At 71.3% G+C, this 19,706-nt stretch carries 19 protein-coding genes; 14 read left to right on the top strand and 5 right to left on the bottom strand.

All coding sequences use genetic code 11. From position 1 onward, the window contains the following. Nucleotides 1-81 precede the first annotated feature (81 nt). Nucleotides 82-1,119: an aminotransferase class V-fold PLP-dependent enzyme gene (locus ABZU74_RS29845; protein ID WP_355430754.1), complete on the top strand. Its 1,038-nt coding sequence runs from the start codon at nucleotides 82-84 to the stop codon at nucleotides 1,117-1,119. A 61-nt stretch (nucleotides 1,120-1,180) separates the two neighbouring features. Here ABZU74_RS29845 and ABZU74_RS29850 read toward each other — a convergent pair whose 3' ends face one another. Then, on the bottom strand, nucleotides 1,181-2,353 hold the full coding sequence (locus ABZU74_RS29850; protein WP_355430757.1) for an acyl-CoA dehydrogenase family protein: 1,173 nt from the start codon (nucleotides 2,351-2,353) through the stop codon (nucleotides 1,181-1,183). Between the two features lie 185 nt (nucleotides 2,354-2,538). On the opposite strand from ABZU74_RS29850, the gene ABZU74_RS29855 reads away from it, so the two are divergent. Genes ABZU74_RS29855 through ABZU74_RS29865 form a run of 3 tightly spaced genes read left to right on the top strand, consistent with a single transcriptional unit; the run spans nucleotide 2,539 to nucleotide 5,896 of the window. Continuing rightward, complete coding sequence (locus ABZU74_RS29855) at nucleotides 2,539-3,195, top strand: TetR/AcrR family transcriptional regulator C-terminal domain-containing protein (RefSeq protein WP_355430760.1); 657 nt, start codon at nucleotides 2,539-2,541, stop codon at nucleotides 3,193-3,195. 56 nt (nucleotides 3,196-3,251) lie between these two features. Next, the gene (locus tag ABZU74_RS29860; RefSeq protein ID WP_355430763.1) at nucleotides 3,252-4,706 is read left to right on the top strand and encodes an aldehyde dehydrogenase family protein; all 1,455 of its coding nucleotides are present in this window, start codon (nucleotides 3,252-3,254) and stop codon (nucleotides 4,704-4,706) included. Then, nucleotides 4,703-5,896, top strand: coding sequence for an alcohol dehydrogenase catalytic domain-containing protein (locus ABZU74_RS29865; RefSeq protein ID WP_355430766.1), 1,194 nt, complete (start codon nucleotides 4,703-4,705; stop codon nucleotides 5,894-5,896). Before ABZU74_RS29860 ends, ABZU74_RS29865 begins: the two co-directional genes overlap by 4 nt. 6 nt (nucleotides 5,897-5,902) lie before the next feature. On the opposite strand, the gene ABZU74_RS29870 is transcribed toward ABZU74_RS29865, so the two are convergent. Both ABZU74_RS29870 and ABZU74_RS29875 read right to left on the bottom strand, forming a co-directional pair. Next, nucleotides 5,903-6,649, bottom strand: a complete 747-nt coding sequence (locus ABZU74_RS29870) for an aminoglycoside phosphotransferase family protein (protein ID WP_355430769.1) — start codon at nucleotides 6,647-6,649, stop codon at nucleotides 5,903-5,905. A gap of 128 nt (nucleotides 6,650-6,777) precedes the next feature. Further along, entirely contained in the window at nucleotides 6,778-7,041 is a 264-nt protein-coding gene (locus ABZU74_RS29875; RefSeq protein ID WP_091402229.1) for a hypothetical protein, read from the bottom strand. 176 nt (nucleotides 7,042-7,217) lie between these two features. Between ABZU74_RS29875 and ABZU74_RS29880 the strand changes: the two genes are divergently transcribed. Together ABZU74_RS29880 and ABZU74_RS29885 are read left to right on the top strand one after the other, a co-directional pair. Beyond that, on the top strand, nucleotides 7,218-7,583 hold the full coding sequence (locus ABZU74_RS29880) for a PadR family transcriptional regulator (protein ID WP_355430772.1): 366 nt from the start codon (nucleotides 7,218-7,220) through the stop codon (nucleotides 7,581-7,583). Further along, a complete protein-coding gene (locus ABZU74_RS29885) occupies nucleotides 7,580-8,956 on the top strand; it encodes a permease prefix domain 1-containing protein (protein WP_355430775.1) in 1,377 nt (458 codons plus the stop codon). Before ABZU74_RS29880 ends, ABZU74_RS29885 begins: the two co-directional genes overlap by 4 nt. A gap of 71 nt (nucleotides 8,957-9,027) precedes the next feature. On the opposite strand, the gene ABZU74_RS29890 is transcribed toward ABZU74_RS29885, so the two are convergent. After that, nucleotides 9,028-9,885, bottom strand: a complete 858-nt coding sequence (locus ABZU74_RS29890) for an SPFH domain-containing protein (protein WP_355430778.1) — start codon at nucleotides 9,883-9,885, stop codon at nucleotides 9,028-9,030. Nucleotides 9,886-10,108: 223 nt separating this feature from the next. Between ABZU74_RS29890 and ABZU74_RS29895 the strand changes: the two genes are divergently transcribed. From ABZU74_RS29895 to ABZU74_RS29930, 8 genes are all read left to right on the top strand, one after another. Further along, the gene (locus ABZU74_RS29895; protein ID WP_355430781.1) at nucleotides 10,109-10,870 is read left to right on the top strand and encodes an ABC transporter ATP-binding protein; all 762 of its coding nucleotides are present in this window, start codon (nucleotides 10,109-10,111) and stop codon (nucleotides 10,868-10,870) included. Continuing rightward, a complete protein-coding gene (locus ABZU74_RS29900; protein ID WP_355430784.1) occupies nucleotides 10,857-11,549 on the top strand; it encodes an ABC transporter ATP-binding protein in 693 nt (230 codons plus the stop codon). Before ABZU74_RS29895 ends, ABZU74_RS29900 begins: the two co-directional genes overlap by 14 nt. A 61-nt stretch (nucleotides 11,550-11,610) precedes the next feature. Next, nucleotides 11,611-12,852 carry an ABC transporter substrate-binding protein gene (locus ABZU74_RS29905; protein ID WP_355430844.1) on the top strand — a complete coding sequence of 414 codons (1,242 nt, stop codon included), beginning with the start codon at nucleotides 11,611-11,613 and terminating at the stop codon, nucleotides 12,850-12,852. Further along, on the top strand, nucleotides 12,849-13,730 hold the full coding sequence (locus ABZU74_RS29910; protein ID WP_355430787.1) for a branched-chain amino acid ABC transporter permease: 882 nt from the start codon (nucleotides 12,849-12,851) through the stop codon (nucleotides 13,728-13,730). The genes ABZU74_RS29905 and ABZU74_RS29910 overlap by 4 nt, the downstream gene beginning before the upstream one ends. Next, the gene (locus ABZU74_RS29915; protein ID WP_355430790.1) at nucleotides 13,727-14,740 is read left to right on the top strand and encodes a branched-chain amino acid ABC transporter permease; all 1,014 of its coding nucleotides are present in this window, start codon (nucleotides 13,727-13,729) and stop codon (nucleotides 14,738-14,740) included. The genes ABZU74_RS29910 and ABZU74_RS29915 overlap by 4 nt, the downstream gene beginning before the upstream one ends. A gap of 78 nt (nucleotides 14,741-14,818) precedes the next feature. Then, nucleotides 14,819-15,490 carry a transcriptional regulator gene (locus tag ABZU74_RS29920; RefSeq protein ID WP_355430793.1) on the top strand — a complete coding sequence of 224 codons (672 nt, stop codon included), beginning with the start codon at nucleotides 14,819-14,821 and terminating at the stop codon, nucleotides 15,488-15,490. A gap of 84 nt (nucleotides 15,491-15,574) precedes the next feature. Then, complete coding sequence (locus ABZU74_RS29925; RefSeq protein ID WP_355430847.1) at nucleotides 15,575-17,143, top strand: MFS transporter; 1,569 nt, start codon at nucleotides 15,575-15,577, stop codon at nucleotides 17,141-17,143. 11 nt (nucleotides 17,144-17,154) lie between these two features. Continuing rightward, nucleotides 17,155-17,763, top strand: a complete 609-nt coding sequence (locus tag ABZU74_RS29930; protein ID WP_355430796.1) for a TetR/AcrR family transcriptional regulator — start codon at nucleotides 17,155-17,157, stop codon at nucleotides 17,761-17,763. Between the two features lie 10 nt (nucleotides 17,764-17,773). On the opposite strand, the gene ABZU74_RS29935 is transcribed toward ABZU74_RS29930, so the two are convergent. After that, nucleotides 17,774-19,693: a helix-turn-helix domain-containing protein gene (locus tag ABZU74_RS29935; RefSeq protein ID WP_355430799.1), complete on the bottom strand. Its 1,920-nt coding sequence runs from the start codon at nucleotides 19,691-19,693 to the stop codon at nucleotides 17,774-17,776. Nucleotides 19,694-19,706: the final 13 nt, after the last annotated feature.

The following is a 19,706-nucleotide window of genomic DNA, read 5'->3' on the forward strand; positions in this document are numbered from 1 at the left end:
AGGACGTCGTACGGATCTGACAGGCCGCCGATCGCCGATTGGTCGTGCCGGTCGCGCGCCGCTCGGCCTAGCGTCGACGGCATGGAGATCGAGCAGGCGCAGAAGCTGTGGCAGCCGGAGCCGGGCTGGTTGAACACCGCCAGCTACGGGTTGCCGCCGGAGCCGGCGTGGGCGGCGGTGCAGGAGGCCCTCGCCGCCTGGCGGGTTGGTCGTACGTCGTGGGAGGGCTGGGGCGAGTCGACGCAGCGGGCTCGCGTCGCCTTCGCGGGCCTCATCGGGGTGCCGGTCGGTGACGTGGCGGTCGGCGCGGCGGTGTCCCAGCTGCTCGCGCCGGTCGCGGCGGCGCTGCCGGCCGGTGCCACGGTGGTGGTCCCCGAGGTCGAGTTCACCTCGAATCTTTTCCCCTGGCTGGTGCAGGAGCAGCGGGGCGTCACGGTCCGCACGGTGCCACTGGAGTCGCTTGTCGACGCCATCGACGCCGATACCGACCTGGTCGCGTTCAGCCTGGTGCAGTCGGCCGACGGGGCGGTCGCGGCGTACGACGAGATCGTGGCCGCGGCCCGCGCGCACGACGCGCTGGTGGCGGTGGACGCCACCCAGGCGTGCGGCTGGCTGCCGTTCGACGGCGGCCGGGCCGATGCGGTGGCGGTGGGCGGTTACAAGTGGCTGATGAATCCGCGCGGGACCGGGTACGTCTATCTAGCCCCGTCGTTGCGTGAGCGGCTGCGTCCGGACGCGGCCGGCTGGTACGCGGCCGGCGACCCGCACGCCTCCTACTACGGCCCGCCGCTGCGGCTGGCCGACGACGCCCGCCGGTTCGACATCTCACCTGCCTGGTTCAGCTGGGTCGGGGCGGCGCCCGCCCTGGAGGTGGTCGCCGAGATCGGCGTGTCGGCGATCGGGGCGCACAACGTGGCGTTGGCCAACCGGTTCCTGACCGGGCTGGGCCGGCCGCCGGGGGAGAGCGCCATCGTCAGCGTGGACGTGCCCGACGCGGAGCAGCGCCTCGCGGCGGCCGGCATCCGGGCGGCGGTGCGTGCCGGACGGGTCCGGGCCTCGTTCCACGTCTATTCCACGGAGGCCGACGTGGACGCCGCGCTGACGGCGTTGACCGGCTGACCCGGCGTCGAGGACGGCCGGGCGCGTGGCCGGCCGTCCTCGACGGCAGCAGACATCCGGCTCAGGCCAGGTGGCCACCGATCTTCGTGTAGCCGCGCAGGAGGTCCCGCGAGATGATCAGCCGCTGCATCTCGTCGGTGCCCTCGAAGATCCGGTAGAGCCGGACCTGCCGGTACCAGCGTTCGATCGGCAGCTCTCGGGTGTAGCCCATGCCGCCGTGGATCTGCAGCACCCGGTCGACCACCCGGTTGACCATGCCGGCGCCGTAGAGCTTGCCCATCGACGAGGCGTGCCGGGGGTCCAGGCCCGCGTCGACAGTCCACGCCGAGCGGAGCACCAGCCAACGGGCCGCCTCCAGCTCCGTCTCGGAGTCGGCGATCATCCACTGGATGGCCTGGTTGGTGCCAATCTTCGCGCCGAAGGTCTCCCGGGTGTTGGCGTACTCGATGGCCATCTGCAACACCCGCTCGGCGATGCCGATGGCGTGCGACGGGATGGTGTAGCGCCCCTTGCCGATCCATTCCATGCCGAGCGTGAAGCCCTGCCCGATCTCGCCGAGGATGTTGCGGTGCGGCACGCGTACGCCGTCGAAGACGAGCGACGCGGGCCCGCCCTCGCCCATCGTCTGGATGAACTCCGAGCGCCAGCCCATGGACCGGTCCACCAGGAACGCGGTGGCACCGCCGTTGCGGGCGCCCTTCTCCCGGTCGGTCACCGCGACGACGATGGCGAAGTCGGCGTCGTGACCGCCGGTGATGAACGTCTTCTCGCCGTCGAGGATCCAGTCGTCGCCGTCGCGGCGGGCGGACAGCCGGATGTTGGCCGCGTCCGACCCGGCGCCCGGTTCGGTGATCGCGAAGCAGGAGCGCCGCTCGCCCTCGATGGTCGGGATGAGGAACTCCTGCTTCTGCTCCTCGGTGGCGTGGAACAGGATGTTGTCCGCCTCGCCGCCGAAGCGGAACGGCACGAAGGTGCGGCCCAGCTCGGTCCAGATCAACGACTGGAGGACGGCTGGCAGGTTCATCCCGCCGTACTCTTCCGGGGTGGCCAGGCCCCAGAAGCCGAACTTGCGCGCCTTGAGTTGCAGTTCGCGCACCTCGGAGTGGTCGAGGCCCGGCTGGTGCGCCCGTTCGCGGCGGAGCACCTCCGCTTCCAGGGGCATCACCTCGCGGGTGATGAACGCGCGCACGGTGTCTCGGACGGCGCGTTCCTCGTCGGACAGTGCGAAGTCCACGGTTCCCCCTCGGTCGGCGTGGCGGTGCGCCGCTGCGGGCCGCAGCGGTCATACCTAAACTAGCGGTGTAAGTTTTCATTCGTCCAGACCCCAGATGGAGACGCCTGCCCGCCAGCGGTCCCCGATAGGGTGCGTGAACAGGTGGTTCCCACGGGCAGAGACGCCCCACACCGAGGAGGTCTGACGTGCCCCGACCTCGGCGGCCACTGCTCACCCGCGACCGGATCGTCGAGACGGCGCTCGCGCTGATCGACGCCGACGGGCTCGGCGCGCTCTCCACCCGCCGGCTCGCCGCCGCGCTCGGGGTGCAGGGTCCCTCGCTCTACAACCACTTCGCCACCAAGGACGAGATCCTCGACGCGGTCGCCGACACGGTCACCGGCGCCGTCGACACCCGCGGCTTCGCCAGCCGGGACTGGGTCGCCGCGCTGCGCGACTGGGCCTGGTCGTACCGGCGGGCGCTCACCGCGCACCCGAACATCGTGCCCTACCTGGCGCAGGGGCCGGGTCGTCGTCCGGCCGCCCTCGCCATGGCCGACGCGGTCTACGGCGGCCTGGTCCGGGCCGGGTGGCCGCCGGCCCGCGCCACCCACATCGGCGCGGCGCTGCGCTACTTCGTGGCCGGGTCGGCGCTCGGCTCGTTCGCCCGCGGGTTCGTCGAGGACCCGGAGCTGTACGCGGCGCACTACCCGCACCTGCGTCAGGCGCACCGGCTCGCCGAGCACCAGCAGAGCGTTGACGAGGGCGCCTTCGCCCTCGGCCTGGACGCCCTGCTGCACGGTCTGGCCGCCGAGTACACCCGCACCGTCGACACGGTGGAGTCCGCCCGGCCCACCGGGTAGCGTCCAAACTCCCAGCGCTAGTTTCATCGCCCATCGCCCACCCTCGAAGGGACGACATGGACCTCGCCGCCCCGCCGTCGCAGTTGCCCGACTCCCTGCGCCTCCGACACCACCTGCACGTCGGTGGGGAGTGGACGGCACCCGCCGCCACCGATCTGATCGACGTGGAGAACCCGAGCACCGGAGAGCTGGTCGGGCAGGTGCCGGCCGGCACCCCGGCCGACGTGGATCGCGCCGTGGCCGCAGCCCGGGCCGCGTTTCCCGACTGGTCGGCCGCCACTCCCGCCGAGCGCTCCGCCCACCTCCACCGGCTGCACACGGCGCTCACCGCCCGCGCCGACGACCTCGCCCACACCATCGCCGTCGAGCTGGGCTCGCCGCTCAAGCTCGCCACCCGGGTGCAGGTCGGGCTGCCACTGACCGTGTTGCGCGACCACGTCGCGCTCGCCGCCCGCGCACCGGTCGAGGAGAGCATCGGCAACTCCCTCGTCGTCCGCGAGCCGATCGGCGTGGTCGGCGCGATCACCCCGTGGAACTACCCACTGCACCAGGTGATGGCGAAGCTCGCACCCGCCCTGGCCGCCGGCTGCACCGTGGTGCTCAAGCCCAGCGAGCTGACCCCGTTGACCGCGTACCTGCTCTTCGACGCGGTCACCGAAGCCGGGTTGCCGCCCGGCGTGCTCAACCTGGTCCCCGGCACCGGGCCGGTGGTCGGCGAGGCTCTCGCCGGGCACCCCGACGTCGACCTGGTCTCGTTCACCGGCTCCACCGCCACCGGCGCGCGGATCATGCGGCTCGCCGCCGACCGGATCGCCCGGGTCGCGCTGGAGCTGGGCGGCAAGTCCGCGAACGTGATCCTCCCCGACGCCGACCTGGCCACCGCCGTCAAGGTGGGCGTCGGCAACGCCCTGCTCAACTCCGGGCAGACCTGCACGGCGTGGACCCGGATGCTGGTGCACAACGATCGATACGACGAAGCTCTGCACCTGATCGCCACGGCGGTGGCCGGCTACCGACTCGGCGACCCGTTCGACCCGGCGACCCGGCTCGGCCCGCTGGTCTCCGCCGCGCAGGCCGAGCGGGTGCGCGGCCACATCGACAGGGCCCTCGCCGACGGCGCCCGGCTGGTCGTCGGCGGGCCCGAGGCCCCGGTGCCGGCCCGCGGGCACTTCGTCGCCCCGACCGTCTTCGCCGACGTGCACCCCGACAGCGCGCTCGCCCAGGAGGAGGTCTTCGGTCCGGTGCTCGCCGTCATCCCGTTCGCGGACACCGACGAGGCGGTCGCCATCGCCAACAACTCGAAATACGGGCTGGCCGGCGCGGTCTGGTCCGCCGACACCGACGCGGCGCTCGCGGTGGCCCGGCGACTGCGTACCGGCGCCGTCGACATCAACGGCGCCCCGTTCAACCCGCTCGCCCCGTTCGGTGGCTACAAGCAGTCCGGCCTGGGCCGGGAGTTGGGCGTGCACGGGCTGGCCGAGTTCTGCGAGCTGAAGGCGATCCAGCGATGACCGGCTCCGAGCTGTCCCCGGCCGCGCCGGGTCGCCCCGAGCTGTCCCCGGCCGCGTCGACGGGCCACGCCGAGCTGTCCCCGGCCGCGCCGGGCGGCGGCACCGAGCCGGTCATTGTTCGCGCGCTGGTCGCGCGCGGGTCCGGCGCCGAACTGCGGGTCGAGCGGGTACGCCTGCCCGCGCCCGGCCCCGGCGAGGTGCGGGTGACGATCAGGGCGGCCGGTGTCTGCCACTCCGACCTGTCCATGGTCAACGGCACTCTCGCCGCGAGGTTCCCAGTGGTGCTTGGGCACGAGGCGACCGGAGTGGTGGCCGAGGTCGGGCCGGGCAGCCACCTGACGGTCGGCACCCCGGTGGTGCTCAACTGGGCACCGGCCTGCCGGGCCTGCTGGTGGTGCCGGCGCGGCGAACCGTGGCTCTGCGCCGACACCACCGCCCCGACCGTGCCGCGCGGCGAGACCGACGACGGGGTCCCGCTGCACCTGACCCTCGGCCTCGGCGCGCTCGCCGAGGCGGTGGTGGTGCCCGAGCGTGCCGTCATCCCGATCCCCGCCGGGCTGCCGCCCGAGCAGGCCGCACTGCTCGGCTGCGCGGTGCTCACCGGCGTCGGCGCGGTCCGGAACACCGCCCGGGTGGCACCCGGCGAGTCGGTGGCTGTCGTCGGGCTCGGTGGGGTCGGGCTCGCCGTCCTCAGCGCGGCCCGACGGGCCGGTGCCACGACGATCCTGGCCATCGACGTCGCCGAGGCGAAGCGGGACCTGGCGCTCGCCGCCGGGGCGACCGACTTCCTGCTCTCCGACGACCGGCTCTCCAAGGAGGTACGGGCGCGCACCGAGAGCCGTGGCGTCGACCACGCCTTCGAGTGCGTCGGTCGGGCCGCCACCATCCGCGCCGCCTGGCGGCTCACCCGGCGTGGGGGAGGGGTGACAGTGGTCGGCATGGGCGCGAAGGACGACATGGTCAGCCTCGGCGCCCTGGACATCTTCCACTCCGCGCGCACGCTGCGCTCCTCGGTGTACGGCTCGTCCGACCCGGACCGGGAGGTGCCGGTGCTGGCTGCCGAGCTCGCCGACGGCACACTGGATCTGGGTGTGCTGGTCAGCGGAACGATTCCGTTGGACGAGGCGCCGGCGGCGTTCGACCGGCTGGCCCGGGGCGAGGGCGCCCGTTGGGTGGTCACCCTGGACTGACGCTCGTCACATCCGGGATCGCAGCACGTCGACCTCGCAGCCTGGTGCGAACGGGTCGAAGCCGTGCTCGACGAGCCAGCGGATCACCAGCAGGCTTCGCAGCGACCACCAGGCGCGAATCACGCCGAGGTCGACGTCGGCGCGGTAGCCGGCGAGGACGTCGTCGAGGCGCTCCTCGTGCCCGAGCGTCAAGGTGGCGAGGTCGAAGTGGGCATCGCCCTGGCACGCCTCGGACCAGTCGATCACACCGATGATCTCGTCACCCTCGACGAACACGTGGGTGATCTGTAGGTCGCCGTGCGTGAAAACCGGTGTCCACGGTCGGAGCGCCGCCTCGGCCACCTGGCGGTTGCGGGTGACCAGGTCGGTGGGGAGGACGCCGTTGCCGACGAGCCACGCGCACTCGGCGTCGAGCTGCGACGTCAACTCCTCGCGGCTGCGGCCGGGCCAGGGCGGTAGCGGCGCGTCGTGCAGCTTCCGAACGGCGGCGCCCGCTGCGGCCCACGCCGCCGGGGACGCGGTCGACGGCTCGCCGAGGCGACCGAGCGCCGTTCCGGGCAGGGCGGCGAGCGCGAGGACGGGCGGCTTGCGCCAGAGGATCTCGGGGGTCGGGACCGGCGCCATGGCCATCGCCTCGACTTCGACGTCGGTGCGCCCCGAATCAGCGTCGATCTTCAGGAACACGTCGCCGACGCGCAGGGTCGCGCGTTCCTGATGGGCGACGACGACTTCGACCTCCGGCACAGCGGCCATTATCGCGACGCGACAGTCGACATCCCAGCGGTTTGTCGGGGACGACCGGGCGTGGTTGGCCAGGTGCCCGGGGCCGACCCCGGGAGGGTCAACCCGGGGCACCCGGGCGATGAGAGCCGTGCGACTGGTCAGAAGGGCGGGGCGTCCTCGCCCATCAGCGCCAGCACGACGCCGCCCTTGCCGCTCTTGAGACCCTGCACCACGACCTTGCCGGTGCTGCCGTCCGGCAACTCCAGGGTGAAGGTCTTTCCGACCGCGTTCTTGGGGCCGTTGCCGGCGCTGTTGGCGGGCCGGAAGTCGCCCGCCCACGGCGGAATCCCGCCTCTACGGGCCGGCTCGGCGAAGAGCGCGGCGGTGCCGGGGGTCCTGGTGCCGTCTGAGGAAAGGAGCACTGAGGCGCTGCGAAAGGTAGCCATATGCGCCAAGGCTAACCCGGAATTGCCCGATCGCGGCACCACAGTTGCCCGTGACGGCGATTCGGTCGGCGTCCCGCTCCCGGCCGTTGCGCCGGGAGCTACACCTAGCAGTACTATGCATCGTACTTCTAGGTTTAGGGGCAGGAGGTCACGTGAAGGTCGCCAAGGATCTGGTCGCCGCCTCGGCGACGCCGATGGTGCTCGGCATCCTGGCCGAGGGCGAGAGCTACGGCTACGCCATCATCAGGCGGATCAACGAGCTGTCCGGGGGTGAGCTGGACTGGACCGAAGGGCTGCTCTACCCGTTGCTGCACCGGCTCGAGCGCCTCGGCCACCTGGAGTCGAGCTGGCAGGCGGTCGCCGGCGAGCGGAAGCGCAAGTACTACCGCATCACCGACCGGGGCCTGGCTGAGCTGGCCGAGCAGCGCCGACAGTGGGACACCGTGGTGGGCGCGCTCAAGGAGATCTGGCACGACCGCGGGCCGCTCACGGCGTACCCGTTGGAGGGCCTCGCATGACGGCGCACGACGGGCCACCGGAGTTGGAAGCGCAGTTCGAGCAGTGGCGCCAGTACGTGCTGCGTCGCAGGGAACTGCAGATTGTGGACGCCGACGAGCTGGAAGACCACCTCCGCGGCTCCGTCGACGAGCTCGTCGCCACCGGCCTGAGCCCGGACGAGGCGTTCCTGGTCGCGGTGAAACGGATGGGCAGCCTCGACGACCTCTCCCGCGAGTTCGCCCGGGAACATTCGGAACGGCTGTGGAAGCAGTTGGTGCTGACCGGCGACTCCGGCATCCCGGTCGGTGGCACGCGCTCCCGTCGGGACCTGTGGGTCATGCTCGGCTGCGCGGCGGGTGCGCTGGCGTCCGTCAAGGTGCCGGCGCTGTTCGGGCTGAGCTTCGCCGACGACGGCTCGTTCTACGCGCGCAACTTCACGGTGTTCGTGCTGCCCTGGCTGGCGGCGTACCTGGCGTGGCGCCGGGGAGCCCGGCGGACGGTGATCGCGGCACTGGCGGCGCTCTTCGTCCTCGGCGCCGTGGCGGCGAACGCCTACCCCCTGGCGGACGATTCGCAGTCAGTGGTCGTCACCAGCATCCACCTGCCCATCGCCCTGTGGCTGGTGGTCGGTCTGGCCTACGTCGCCGACGACTGGCGCTCGTCCCGTCGACGCATGGACTTCATCCGGTTCACCGGCGAGTGGTTCATCTACCTGGTGCTGATGGCCCTCGGCGGCGGCGTGCTCGCCGCGTTCCTGTTCAACACGTTCGCGGCCATCGGGATCGTCCCGGAGGAGTTCATCTCGCAGTGGCTGCTGCCCGGTGGCGCCGCGGCCGCGGTCGTGGTGGCCGGCTGGCTCGTCGAAGCCAAACAGAGCGTCGTCGAGAACATCGCGCCGGTCCTCACCAGGCTGTTCACCCCGCTCTTCACTGCCGCCCTGCTCGCCTTCCTCGTCGCTGTCGTCTGGACCAGCCACGGCATCGACGTCGAGCGGGAGGCGCTGCTCCTCTTCGACCTGCTGCTGGTCGTGGTGCTGGGGCTGCTGCTCTACTCGCTCTCGGCCCGTGAGCCGCTGGCCCCGCCCGGCCCGTTCGACAAACTCCAACTCGCGCTCGTGGTCAGTGCGTTGGCCATCGACGTGCTGGTCCTGCTGGAGATCACCGAGCGGATCACCGACGAGTACGGCGGTACGCCCAACCGGGCTGCCGCGCTCGGCGAGAACGTGATCCTCCTGGTCAACCTCGCGTGGTCGGCGTGGCTCCTGCTGACCTTCATCCGCCGACGTACGCCGTTCGCGACACTCGAACGGTGGCAGACTGGCTACCTGCCGGTGTACGCCGCGTGGGCCTGGATCGTGGTCCTCGTCTTCCCACCGCTGTTCAGCTTCGCCTAGTCGGCGCGGACCGGCCGGGTGGGCCGTGCCGCGCGAGCCGGCCCACCCGTGGCGGGTGGGCCGGCCGCTCGTCACTTGCCGGTGACGATGCCCGGGTTGATGCAGAGCCCCGGGTTGGCGCCGTTCTTCTCCGCGATCTCCAGACAGCGGGTCACCTTGTCGACTTTCGCGTTGGTCTCGGTGATCTGCTTGGAGATCTCGGCGTTCTTGCGGTCCTGCTCCAGGTTGCGGGTCTGCGCCAGCTTGTCCTGGAACGCCTTGATGTTGCCCTCGGTCTTGTCGTCGTGGTTCACCCGGGTGATGGTCACCGAGAGGATGTCCACGTCGGTGGCGAGGCGGGTCTCCGCGCTGGTCTTGATGTTCGCGGCGAACGGCTTCAGGTCGACGTTGAGGTCACCGGTCTGGGCGTCGATCTTCTCCAGCGGGTTGTACGCGGCGAAGGCGTCGTTGACCGCGCTGTCGAGCTGCACACCCACCCGCTGACCCCGGAAGCTGCCGAAGTCGCCCTTGTAGTCCATGAACTGCTTCGGCGCGTTCTCCGGCTTGACCTGCCATTCGACGAGCACCTCGACGCAGGCGTCGGCGAGGGTGCCGGTCCGCACCCGTACGCAGTTGTTGCCGCCGATGTGGTCGTACTTCTGCCGGCCCGCGTCCCACTCGCCGACCTTCTGCCAGGGCGCCACCCACTTCAGGCCCGAGCCGGTCACCTCGCCGGTGGGCTTGCCGAAGCTGGTGACGATGCCGACCGAGCGGATGGGCACCGAGTGGGCGCTGGAGGCGACGCCGACCACCAGAGTGAGGGCGAGAAAGCCGAGCGCCGCGAGGGCGGCCATCCGCTTGAGCGACCGGGCGGGAGCGACGAGAGCAACGATGGCGCTGACCGCCAGGGCGACGGCGAAGACGATCGCCATGGTGAAGCCGACGGGCATGGGGTGGGGACCTTCCGATGGGCTGTGTGGATCATCAATCTAGGGGGTCCGGTCAAATCGACGGCGTGGGGGAGTGGAGTTCGCGCACGTCAATCGCCTGTCGAATATGGAGTTCATCGACATGGTTCGACTCCGGCGGCCCGCCGTAGGTTTCGTCCACGCGACGGGCCTGTGACCACGGTCACCGAACCGACCGTCGCCGCGACGTGCGGAGGATGAGGCGATGGCCGGGCAAGCGCTCCTGTCGGCCCGTGGGCTGACCCGCGACTTCCGGGGCTTCCGGGCGGTCGACGACGTCGACCTCGACGTGGCGTCGGACAGTGTGCACGCGCTTGTCGGCCCGAACGGTGCGGGCAAGACCACCCTGTTCAATCTGCTCACCGGCTTCCTGCGACCCAGTGGTGGCCGGATCGAGCTGGCTGGGCGGGACGTCACCGGGCTGCCCCCGGAGCAGGTGGCCCGGCTCGGCGTGGCCCGCTCGTTCCAGATCACCAGCCTCTTTCCCCAACTGTCCGCCCGCGAGCACGTCGCGCTGGCGTTGCAGTCGTCAAGCGGGCTGGGCTGGCGGTTCTGGCGCTCGGCGAAGCTGATGGGCCGCTACACCGAGCGGGCCGACGAACTCCTGGCCATGGTGGGGTTGGCCGAGCTGGCACACGCCCCCTCGGCGGCCCTGGCGTACGGCCGCAAACGCGCCCTGGAGCTGGCCATCGCCCTGGCGCTGGACCCGAAGGTGCTGCTGCTCGACGAGCCGACCGCGGGGATGGGCCTGGAGGACGTCGACCGCACCGTCGAGTTGATCGGTCGGGTCCGCCAGGGCCGGACCGTGGTGATGGTCGAGCACAACATGAGCGTGGTCGGCCGGCTCGCCGACACCGTCACCGTCCTCCAGGCCGGCAGGGTCCTCGTCGAGGGCCCGTACGAGCAGGTCCGCGCCGACGAGCGCGTGATCACCGCCTACCTGGGAGCCGCTGATGCTGCGCATTGAGAACCTGTCCGCCTTCTACGGCGAGGCGCAGGTGCTGCGTGATGTCAGCCTCGAGGTCTCCGTCGGCGAGGTGGTAACCCTGGTCGGCCGCAACGGTGCCGGCAAGTCCACACTGCTGCGCTGCGTGATGGGACTGCACCCCGGTCAGCGCGGCACTGTCGAACTGGACGGGCGGGACATCACCCGGCTGCCGGCGCACAAACGGGCCCGCCTGGGGTTGGGCTGGGTGCCCGACGACCGGGGCAGCTACGCCACGTTGACAGTCACCGAGAACCTCACGCTGCCACCCACTGTCGGCCCCGACCCGTGGTCGCTGGAGCGGGTGTACGAGGCGTTCCCGGCCCTGCACACCCGGCGGGACTCGGCGGCCACCACGCTCTCCGGCGGCGAGCAGCAGATGCTCGCGCTGGCCCGGGTGCTGCGGATGGGCGCCCGACTGCTGCTCTGCGACGAGCCCACCGAGGGGCTGTCGCCACTGCTGGTGCAGCAGGTCGGCGACCTGCTGCGCGAGGCCAAGCGGCACGGCGTGACAGTGCTGCTGGTCGAACAGAACCTGCACTTCGCCACCGGTGTCGCCGACCGGCACTACCTGCTGGCCGAGGGCCGGGTCGCCGAGGCGATGGACAACTCCGAGGTGCGTTCGCGCGAACGCGAACTGCTCGCGTACCTCGGGATCTGAATTTCTCAACGGGACCCGCGCGACGACGCGCGGGATGGATGGAGTGGGCATGCGCAGGACGATGGGTGTGGCCGCGGCGTCGGCGGTGGTGGTGGTGCTGGTCGCCGGGTGCGGCGGCGGTGGCCCCCAGTCGAGTGGCGACCAGAAGCTGACCGGCGACAAGATCGTGCTGGGCGTGCTCAACGACCAGTCCGGGGCGTACTCGGAGTTGTCCGGGAAGAACTCGGTGGCGGCGGTGGAGATGGCCATCGCCGACTTCACAGCGAAGTACGGCGACAAGGCGGTGACCAAGGACATCACCGTGCAGACCGCCGACCACCAGAACAAGCCGGACGTGGCGAACTCGAAGGCCCAGGAGATGTACGACCGCAAGGGCGTCGACCTGATCCTGGACGTCCCCACCTCGTCGGCCGCGTTGAAGGTCGCCGACGTGGCGAAGGAGAAGAAGAAGCTCTATTTCAACATCGGCGCGGCGACCACCGACCTGACCGGCAAGAGCTGCAACAAGTACACCTTCCACTACGCGTACGACACGTACATGCTGGCCAACGGCACCGGGAAGACCACCACCGAGCAGATCGGCAAGAACTGGTACATCCTCTACCCGAACTACGCCTTCGGTCAGGACATGGAGAAGAGTTTCTCCACCGCGATCACGGCGGCCGGCGGCACTGTGGTCGGCAGGGACGGGGCGCCGTTCCCGAACACCAGCGGTGACTTCTCGACCTTCCTGCTCAAGGCGCCGAACCTGAAGCCGAAGCCGGACGTGCTGGGCACCATGCAGGCCGGCGCGGAGCTGGTGAACGTGGTGAAGCAGTACAACGAGTTCAAGCTGCGGGACAAGGGCGTCGGCCTGGCGGTGGGGCTGATGTTCCTCACCGACATCCACTCGCTCACCCCGGCCGCGCTGGCCGGCACCACGTACACCGACGCCTGGTACTGGAACTTCGACGCCAGGAACCGGGAGTTCGCCGACCGTTTCCAGCAGAAGGCCGGCACCCGGCCGACGTTCGCGCACGCCGCCAACTACTCCGCGGCCCTGCAGTACCTGGAGGCGGTGCAGGCCGCCGGCACCGACGACGCGGACGCGGTGGTCAAGGGTCTGGAGGGCAAGACGGTCGAGGACGTCTTCCTGCGCAACGGGAAGATCCGGGCCGAGGACCACCGGGTGGTGCACGACGCGTACCTGGCCCAGGTGAAGCAGCAGTCCGAGGTCGCCGAGCCGTGGGACTACGTCAAGGTGCTCAAGACGATCCCCGCCGCGGAGGCGTTCCGCGCGCCCTCCGCGGACTGCAAGCTATGAGCGGATTCGCGCAGAACACGTTCAACGGGTTGGTGAGCGGGGCGTTCTACGCCCTGCTCGCCCTCGGGCTCGCTGTCATCTTCGGCATGCTGAGGGTGGTCAACTTCGCCCACGGCGCGTTCTACATGCTCGGTGCGTTCGGGGCGTACGTGCTGCTCAGCGAGGCGGGCGTGCCGTTCTGGGCCGCCCTGGTGATCATGCCGGTGGGGTTGGGTCTGCTCGGCATGGCGCTGGAACGCGCGGTGATCCACCGGCTGACCAAACTGGACCCGCTCTACAACTTCCTGCTCACCTTCGGTCTGACGCTGATCCTGCAGGACCTGGTGAAACTGCGCTACGGCGTGCAGTCCAGCCCGTACGAGACGCCGTCGCTGTTGAGCGGGTCGGTCAACTTCGGGCTGTTCGATTTCCCGACGTACCGGGTGTTCATCCTCGGCTTCGCGCTGCTGCTCTGCGTCGCGGTGTGGTGGGTGCTGACCCGTACCCGGATCGGCATGGTGGTCCGCGCGGCCACCGAGCGGCCGGACCTGACCCGCGCGTTCGGCATCGACGTCGGGCGGTGGGTGACCCCGGTCTTCGGCTTCGGCATCGGGCTGGCCGGCCTCGCCGGTGTGCTGGCCGCGCCGATGCGCGCGGTCAACCCCTTGATGGGCGCCGACCTGATCATCGTGGTGTTCGCAGTGGTGGTGATCGGCGGGTTGGGCTCGATCTTCGGGTCGGTCGCCGCCGGCTTCGGCATCGGGCTGGTGCAGGCGTGGGGCGAGGCGTACCTCTCCGACTTTCCGCTCGTCTCGCAGACGATCGTCTTCGTCGTGATGGCCGGCGTGCTGCTCTGGCGCCCGGCCGGCCTGTTCGGTCGGGAGGAGGCCCCCGCATGACCAACACCGTGGACACCGCTACCGACGCGTCCCGCTCGACGCCACCGTCCGGGCTGATCGCTGTGGCCCGGGCTCCGGGCTGGGTCCGGTACGCGCTGCTCGCCGTCGGCCTGGCCGTCGCGGCGTGGCTGCCCAACGGCCTCTACCCGGCGGTCGCTGTGGACATCCTCTGCTGGGCGCTGTTCGCCGTGGCGGTGGACCTGCTGCTCGGTTTCACCGGGCTGATGTCCTTCGGCCACGCCGCGTTCTGGGGCACCTCCGCGTACGTCACCGGGCTGGTGGCCATCCACGCCGGCCTGCCGTTCCCGCTCGCGGTGCTGGCCGGGGCCCTCGCCGCGGCCGTGCTGGCGGTGCCGATCGGCTATCTGGCCGTCAAGCGGACCGGGATCTACTTCGCCATGGTGACCCTGGCCTTCGCGCAGATGGTCTACTACGTGGCCAACGAGTGGCGCTCGGTCACCCAGGGCGAGAACGGCCTCCAGGGCGTGCCCCGCGAGCTGTTCGGCGTCGATCTCACCGACGACTACTTCTTCTATTACGCGATCCTGCCGATCGTGCTGCTCGGGCTGGCCGCCGCCTGGCGGATCGTGCACTCACCGTTCGGTCGGGTGCTGGTCGGCATCCGGGACAATCCGGCCCGGGCGCGGGCACTGGGCTACCCGGTGCACAGCTACAAACTCACCGCGTTCGTGCTCTCCGGGTTCATCGCCGGCCTCGGTGGCGGGTTGTTCGCGGTCGGCCACCGGTTCGTCTCGCTGGACGTGCTGCACTGGACCACCTCCGGCAAGGCGGTCATCGTGGTGGTGCTCGGCGGAATCGGCACCCTCTGGGGCGGGGTGCTCGGCGCCGCCCTCGTGGTCCGGCTGGAGGACTGGTTGTCGTTCTCCGGGTTCGAGGCGATCGGCCTGGTGACCGGCGGCATCTTCGTCCTCGTCGTGGTGCTGTTCCGGCGCGGTATCTGGGGCAGCGTCGCCGCGTTGGCCCACCGGCTGGCGGCCCGCCGCCGCTGAATTTCCGTCGCGGCGCATCCGCCGCGCGCCCTCCGAGCGAACCCCCGGGTAGAGAACGTCTACCCGGGGGTACGTCTGGTGCTGACTGATCCGATGCCGGCGGAGGCCGTGGAGATCGCGCACAAGCAGGTTTCGCTGGCGGCCGAGGACCTGGACGCCAACGGCGTCGCCTCGGTGCTGCTGGAGGTGGTCGAGGCGTGGGGCGTGCCGGCGCTCTGGGAACAGGTCTGCCGTCCGCTGCTGGCCCGGCTGTCGGGGCGTACCGCCGCCGAGATCGTCATCGAGCACGCCCTCTTCGAGGGCGTCCGGGTCGGGTTGGACGCGTACCGCCGGGAGCCGGGCCTGCCACTGCCCGCCGGCGGGGTGTTGCTGGCCGGCGCCGAGAAGGAGGCGCACAGCCTGGGTCTGCTCGCGCTCGCCGCCGCGCTGCGCGAGCAGGGCCGCGGCTGTCTGAACCTCGGCCCCGCGCTGCCCTGGTCCGCCCTCACCAGCGCGGTGTACCGGGCCCGCCCGCGCACCGTCGTGCTCTGGTCGCAGACACCGCTCACCGGCCGCGCGTACCGCCTGGTGCGCTTCGCCCGGGATTTTCCGCTCCTTCGGGTGTACGGCGCGGGGCCGGGCTGGGTCGAGCCGCTCGGCGGACCGGCGATCCGCCTCGGCACGTTGACGGAGGCCGTCAACGCCTGCCTGACGGTCGTGCCCGGGAGTGATGCCCACCACATACGATACGGATCGGTGCCGTATCGTTAATGCGGGTCGTAGGCTGACCCACGTTACGAGTCTGACCCGTATCGTATTTCGTCGCGGGTGATCAGCGTGGGGGGAAAGCCAGGCATGGAGCTGCACAACAACACCGGACACCCGAGGCGGTGGGCGATCCTGGGGGTGCTGGTGATCAGCCTCCTCGTGGTCGTCCTCGACAACACGATCCTCAACGTCGCGCTACGCACCCTGGCCGACCCGGTGCACGGCCTCGGCGCCAGCCAGGGCGAGCTGGAGTGGTCCATCAACTCCTACACGCTCGTCTTCGCCGGACTGCTGTTCACCTTCGGGGTGCTCGGCGACCGCGCCGGCCGCAAGCGCTTCCTGATGATCGGTCTGGTGCTGTTCGGCCTGGCGTCACTGCTCTCCGCGTACGCCCAGAGCCCCGGACAGCTCATCGCGGCCCGCGCCCTGATGGGGGTCGGCGGCGCGGCCATCATGCCGGTGACACTGTCGATCATCTCCAACGTCTTCGACCCGCGCGAGCGCGGCCGGGCCATCGGGGTCTGGGCCGGCGCTGTCGGTCTCGCCGTGGCGATCGGCCCGATCCTCGGCGGCGCGCTGCTGGAGCACTTCTGGTGGGGCTCGGTCTTCCTGATCAACGTGCCGGTGGTCGCCGCCGGCGTGGTCCTGGTGGCGCTGCTGGTCCCCGAGTCGCGTGACCCACGGCCCGGCCGAGTCGACGTGCTCGGCGTCCTGCTCTCCGTGGTCGGCCTGGTCGCTCTCTCATACGGCATCATCGACGGCGGCGAGCACGGCTTCGACCGCCCGGTGGCCTGGGGTTCGATCCTGGTCGGCATCGCGGTGCTGGCCTGGTTCGTGCAGCACGAGCGGCGCAGCGACCACCCGTCGCTGGACGTCCGACTGTTCAAGGTGCCCCGCTTCGCCGCACCGGTCGCCATCGTCGGCCTGGTCTTCTTCGCCGCGATGGGCTCGATGTTCTTCGGCTCGTTCTACCTGCAGCTCGTACGCGACTACAGCCCCCTGCAGACCGGTCTGCTCTTCCTGCCCTTCGCGGGCGCCCAGCTGGTCTTCGCGCCGCGCAGCGCCGCGATGGTCCGCCGCTACGGCGGTAAGGCCGTCGCCACCGTCGGGTTGGCGCTGACTGTGGTGTCACTCGGCGCCTTCGTCTTCATTGGCGCCTCCACCCCGATCTGGATCGTGCTGCTCGTCTTCCTCATCCAGGGCGCCGGGATGGCGAACATCATGCCGCCGGCAACCGAGTCGATCATGTCGGCGCTGCCCCGGGAGAAGGCCGGTGTGGGCTCCGCGGTCAGCAACACCATCCGCCAGGTGGCCGGCGCGCTCGGCGTGGCCGTCCTCGGCTCGGTGCTCTCCGCGGTCTACCGCAGCGACATCGGCGACGCGCTCACCGGTCTGCCCACGCAGGCCCAGGACGCGGCCAACGAGTCGATCTCCGGGGCGTACGCGGCGGCGGGCCAGCTCGGCCCGGCGGCGCCGGGGCTGATCTCGGCGGCCAACGACGCCTTCGTCACCGCCATGCACTGGGCGGCCGGGCTCTCCGCGGTCATCGCCGCACTCGGGATCATCGTGGTGCTGCGCTGGATGCCGGGCAAGGAGGACGCCAGCGTCGCCCCGGCGGCGCCGGTCGCCGAGCCTGAGCTCGCTGGCACGGCATAGGTTCGGGGAGAATGGCGGACATGACGTCCACTGCCGATGCTCCGCGGTCGCCCGGGCGACCGCGGAGCATCCGCGCCGACGAGGCGATCATCGAGGCCACCCTCGACCTGCTCGCCGAGGGCAGCACCATCGAGGCGCTCTCGATCGAGGCGATCGCCACCCGCGCCGGGGTCGGCAAGGCCACCATCTACCGCCGCTGGGCGGGCAAGGACGCGTTGCTGCTGGACGCGTTGCGGCGACTCAAGGGCGTCCTGGCGCAGCCGGCGGGCCACTCCGTCCGCGACGACCTGGTGCTGCTGGTCGGCGCGATCGGCAAGAACGTCGACCCGCGAGCGGCCAAGATCATGCCCTGCCTGGCCCCCGCCGTGAACCGCAGCGCCGACCAGTTCCAGCTCTACCAGAGCATCATCTCGCCCCGCCGGCAGCTGATGCGCGAGGTGCTGCGGCGCGGCATCGACGAGGGGGTGCTCCGCGCCGACATCGACGTCGAGGTGACGATGGCGCTGCTCACCGGGCCGATGCTGATCCAGCGGGTGCTGCAGTGGAACCCGGACCTGGACGAGCAGTCCCTGCCCGAGCGGGTCGTCGACGCCGTGCTGGAGGGCATCCGGACCCGCTGACCGGCGTCGGTCAGCTGGCCGGCGCGCGCAGCCGGTGCAGACGCAGCGCGAGCTGCACCTCCAGCGCCCGCTCGGGCCGCTGCCAGTCGACGCCGAGCAACTGCCCGACCCGCTCCAACCGCTGGGTCACCGTGTTGACGTGCACGTGCAGTTGCTCGGCGGCCCGGGCCAGGCTGCCACCCACCCCGAAGTACGCCTCCAGCGTCTTCACCAGAGCCGTGCCGCGCCGGGCGTCGTAGTCGAGCACCGGCCCGACGGTGGCGCCGAGGAACTCGGTCACGTCCTTCTCACCCCGGTCACCGACAGTGCCCAGCAACAACCCGACGAAGCCCAACTCCACGGTGCTCGCGCCCTGCCCGGCGCGGCCCAGCGCGCCCAGCGCCGTCAGGCACCGGTCCGCCTCCTGGAACGTCCCGGCCAACGCCGCCGGCGTGTTCGACGGGCCGCTCGCCCCGGCGGTCACCGGTCGGCCGGTCACCCGGGACAGATCCCGGGCCACCGCGCGGGCGCTTCCCCCCGCGTCCAACCCCGGCAGCATCAGCACCACCCGGCCGTCGCGCGCCGCGGCCAGTCCACCGCGCGCCGAGGCGTACGTGGTGGCCCAGGAGAGCACCCGCTGCCGAGCCGAGCCGGTCGCGGCGATCGCGTCGTCGCCCACCGCCACCAGCACGTGCGGTGCGTCCAGGTCCACCCCGAGCCGACGGGCCCGGCTGCGCAGCGCGTCGGTGTCGCGCAGCGGGCGGGCGATCAGGTCGTCCAGCAACTCGCCACGTACCCGCCCCTCCGCCTCGGCGACCGTCCGGCGGAACAGCAGCAGCAACGCGGTCACCAACGCGGCCCGCTCCAGGATCCGCTGGTCGGCGTCGACCAACTCGTCGTCCGGGCGCAGCACCAGCGCGCCCAGGTTCTCCGCGCCGGCCACCACTGCCGCGTACCAGAGGGGACCCCGGCGCACGCTGCGCCCCTCGGTCCGCGACGCGGCCACCGCCTCGACGATGTCCGTGCGATCCGGCTCCTCGATCTCGCCCACCCGGGCCAGCAGGCGGCCCTCGGCGTCCAGCGCAAGCAGCGCGCCACCCAGCACCTCGGTGACCGCGGCCGCCACGTCCTCCACCCCGCCGCCGCGCAGCACCAGCGCGGTCATCCGGTCGTGGGCCGCCGCGGCCCGCTCCACCGAGCTGCTGTGCGCCCGGATGGTGGTGTTCGCCGCCGACAACTCGGCCAACGCCGACCGGGTCTCGGTCAACAGCCGGGCGGTGTCGATCGCCACCGCGGCGTGCGCGGCAAGCGACACCAGCAGCGCCACCTCCTCCCGGACGAACGGCCGGGCCGAACGGTTGGCAGCGTAGAGCACACCGATCGAGGTCGAGCCGAGCCGCAGCGGCACCCCCAGGATCGCCACCAGACCCTCCTCGCCCACCCCGGCGTCGATCTCGCCGGTGTGGTGGAAGCGCGCGTCCTCGCCGTAGTTGGCGGTGACGTACGGCGCGCCGGACTGGGCCACCAGGCCACCGAGACCGGCGCCCATCGGCAGGCGCAGCCGCTGGAACCGGGCCGACACCGACCCGTCGGTCACCCGCATGTAGGTGTCGCCACGTTCGTCGTCGTTGAGCGTCATGTACGCCACATCCGCGCCGAGCAGGTGACGGGCCCGGTGCACGATCGCCCGCAACACGTCGTCCAGGTCGCGCAGCCCGGCCAGGTCGCTGACCGTGTCGTACAGGCCGGACAGCTCGCTCTCCCGACGGCGCCGACGCTCCAACAGCGCGCGGACCCGCAACGCCACCGACTTGGCCTGCTCCAGCTCGGCCAGCCGGTCCGGCGGCAGCCCGGCAGCCCGCGCGGCCACCAGCGGTCCCTCGAACTCGACCGCCGCGGCCTCTCGGGCGAGCAACTCCAGGAACTCCACCGGCGATGACATGGTCGACATTGTGCTCAACCCC

The sequence above is a fragment of the Micromonospora sp. NPDC005171 genome, from assembly GCF_040608575.1.
In the GTDB taxonomy this organism is placed as follows: Bacteria; Actinomycetota; Actinomycetes; order Mycobacteriales; family Micromonosporaceae; genus Micromonospora.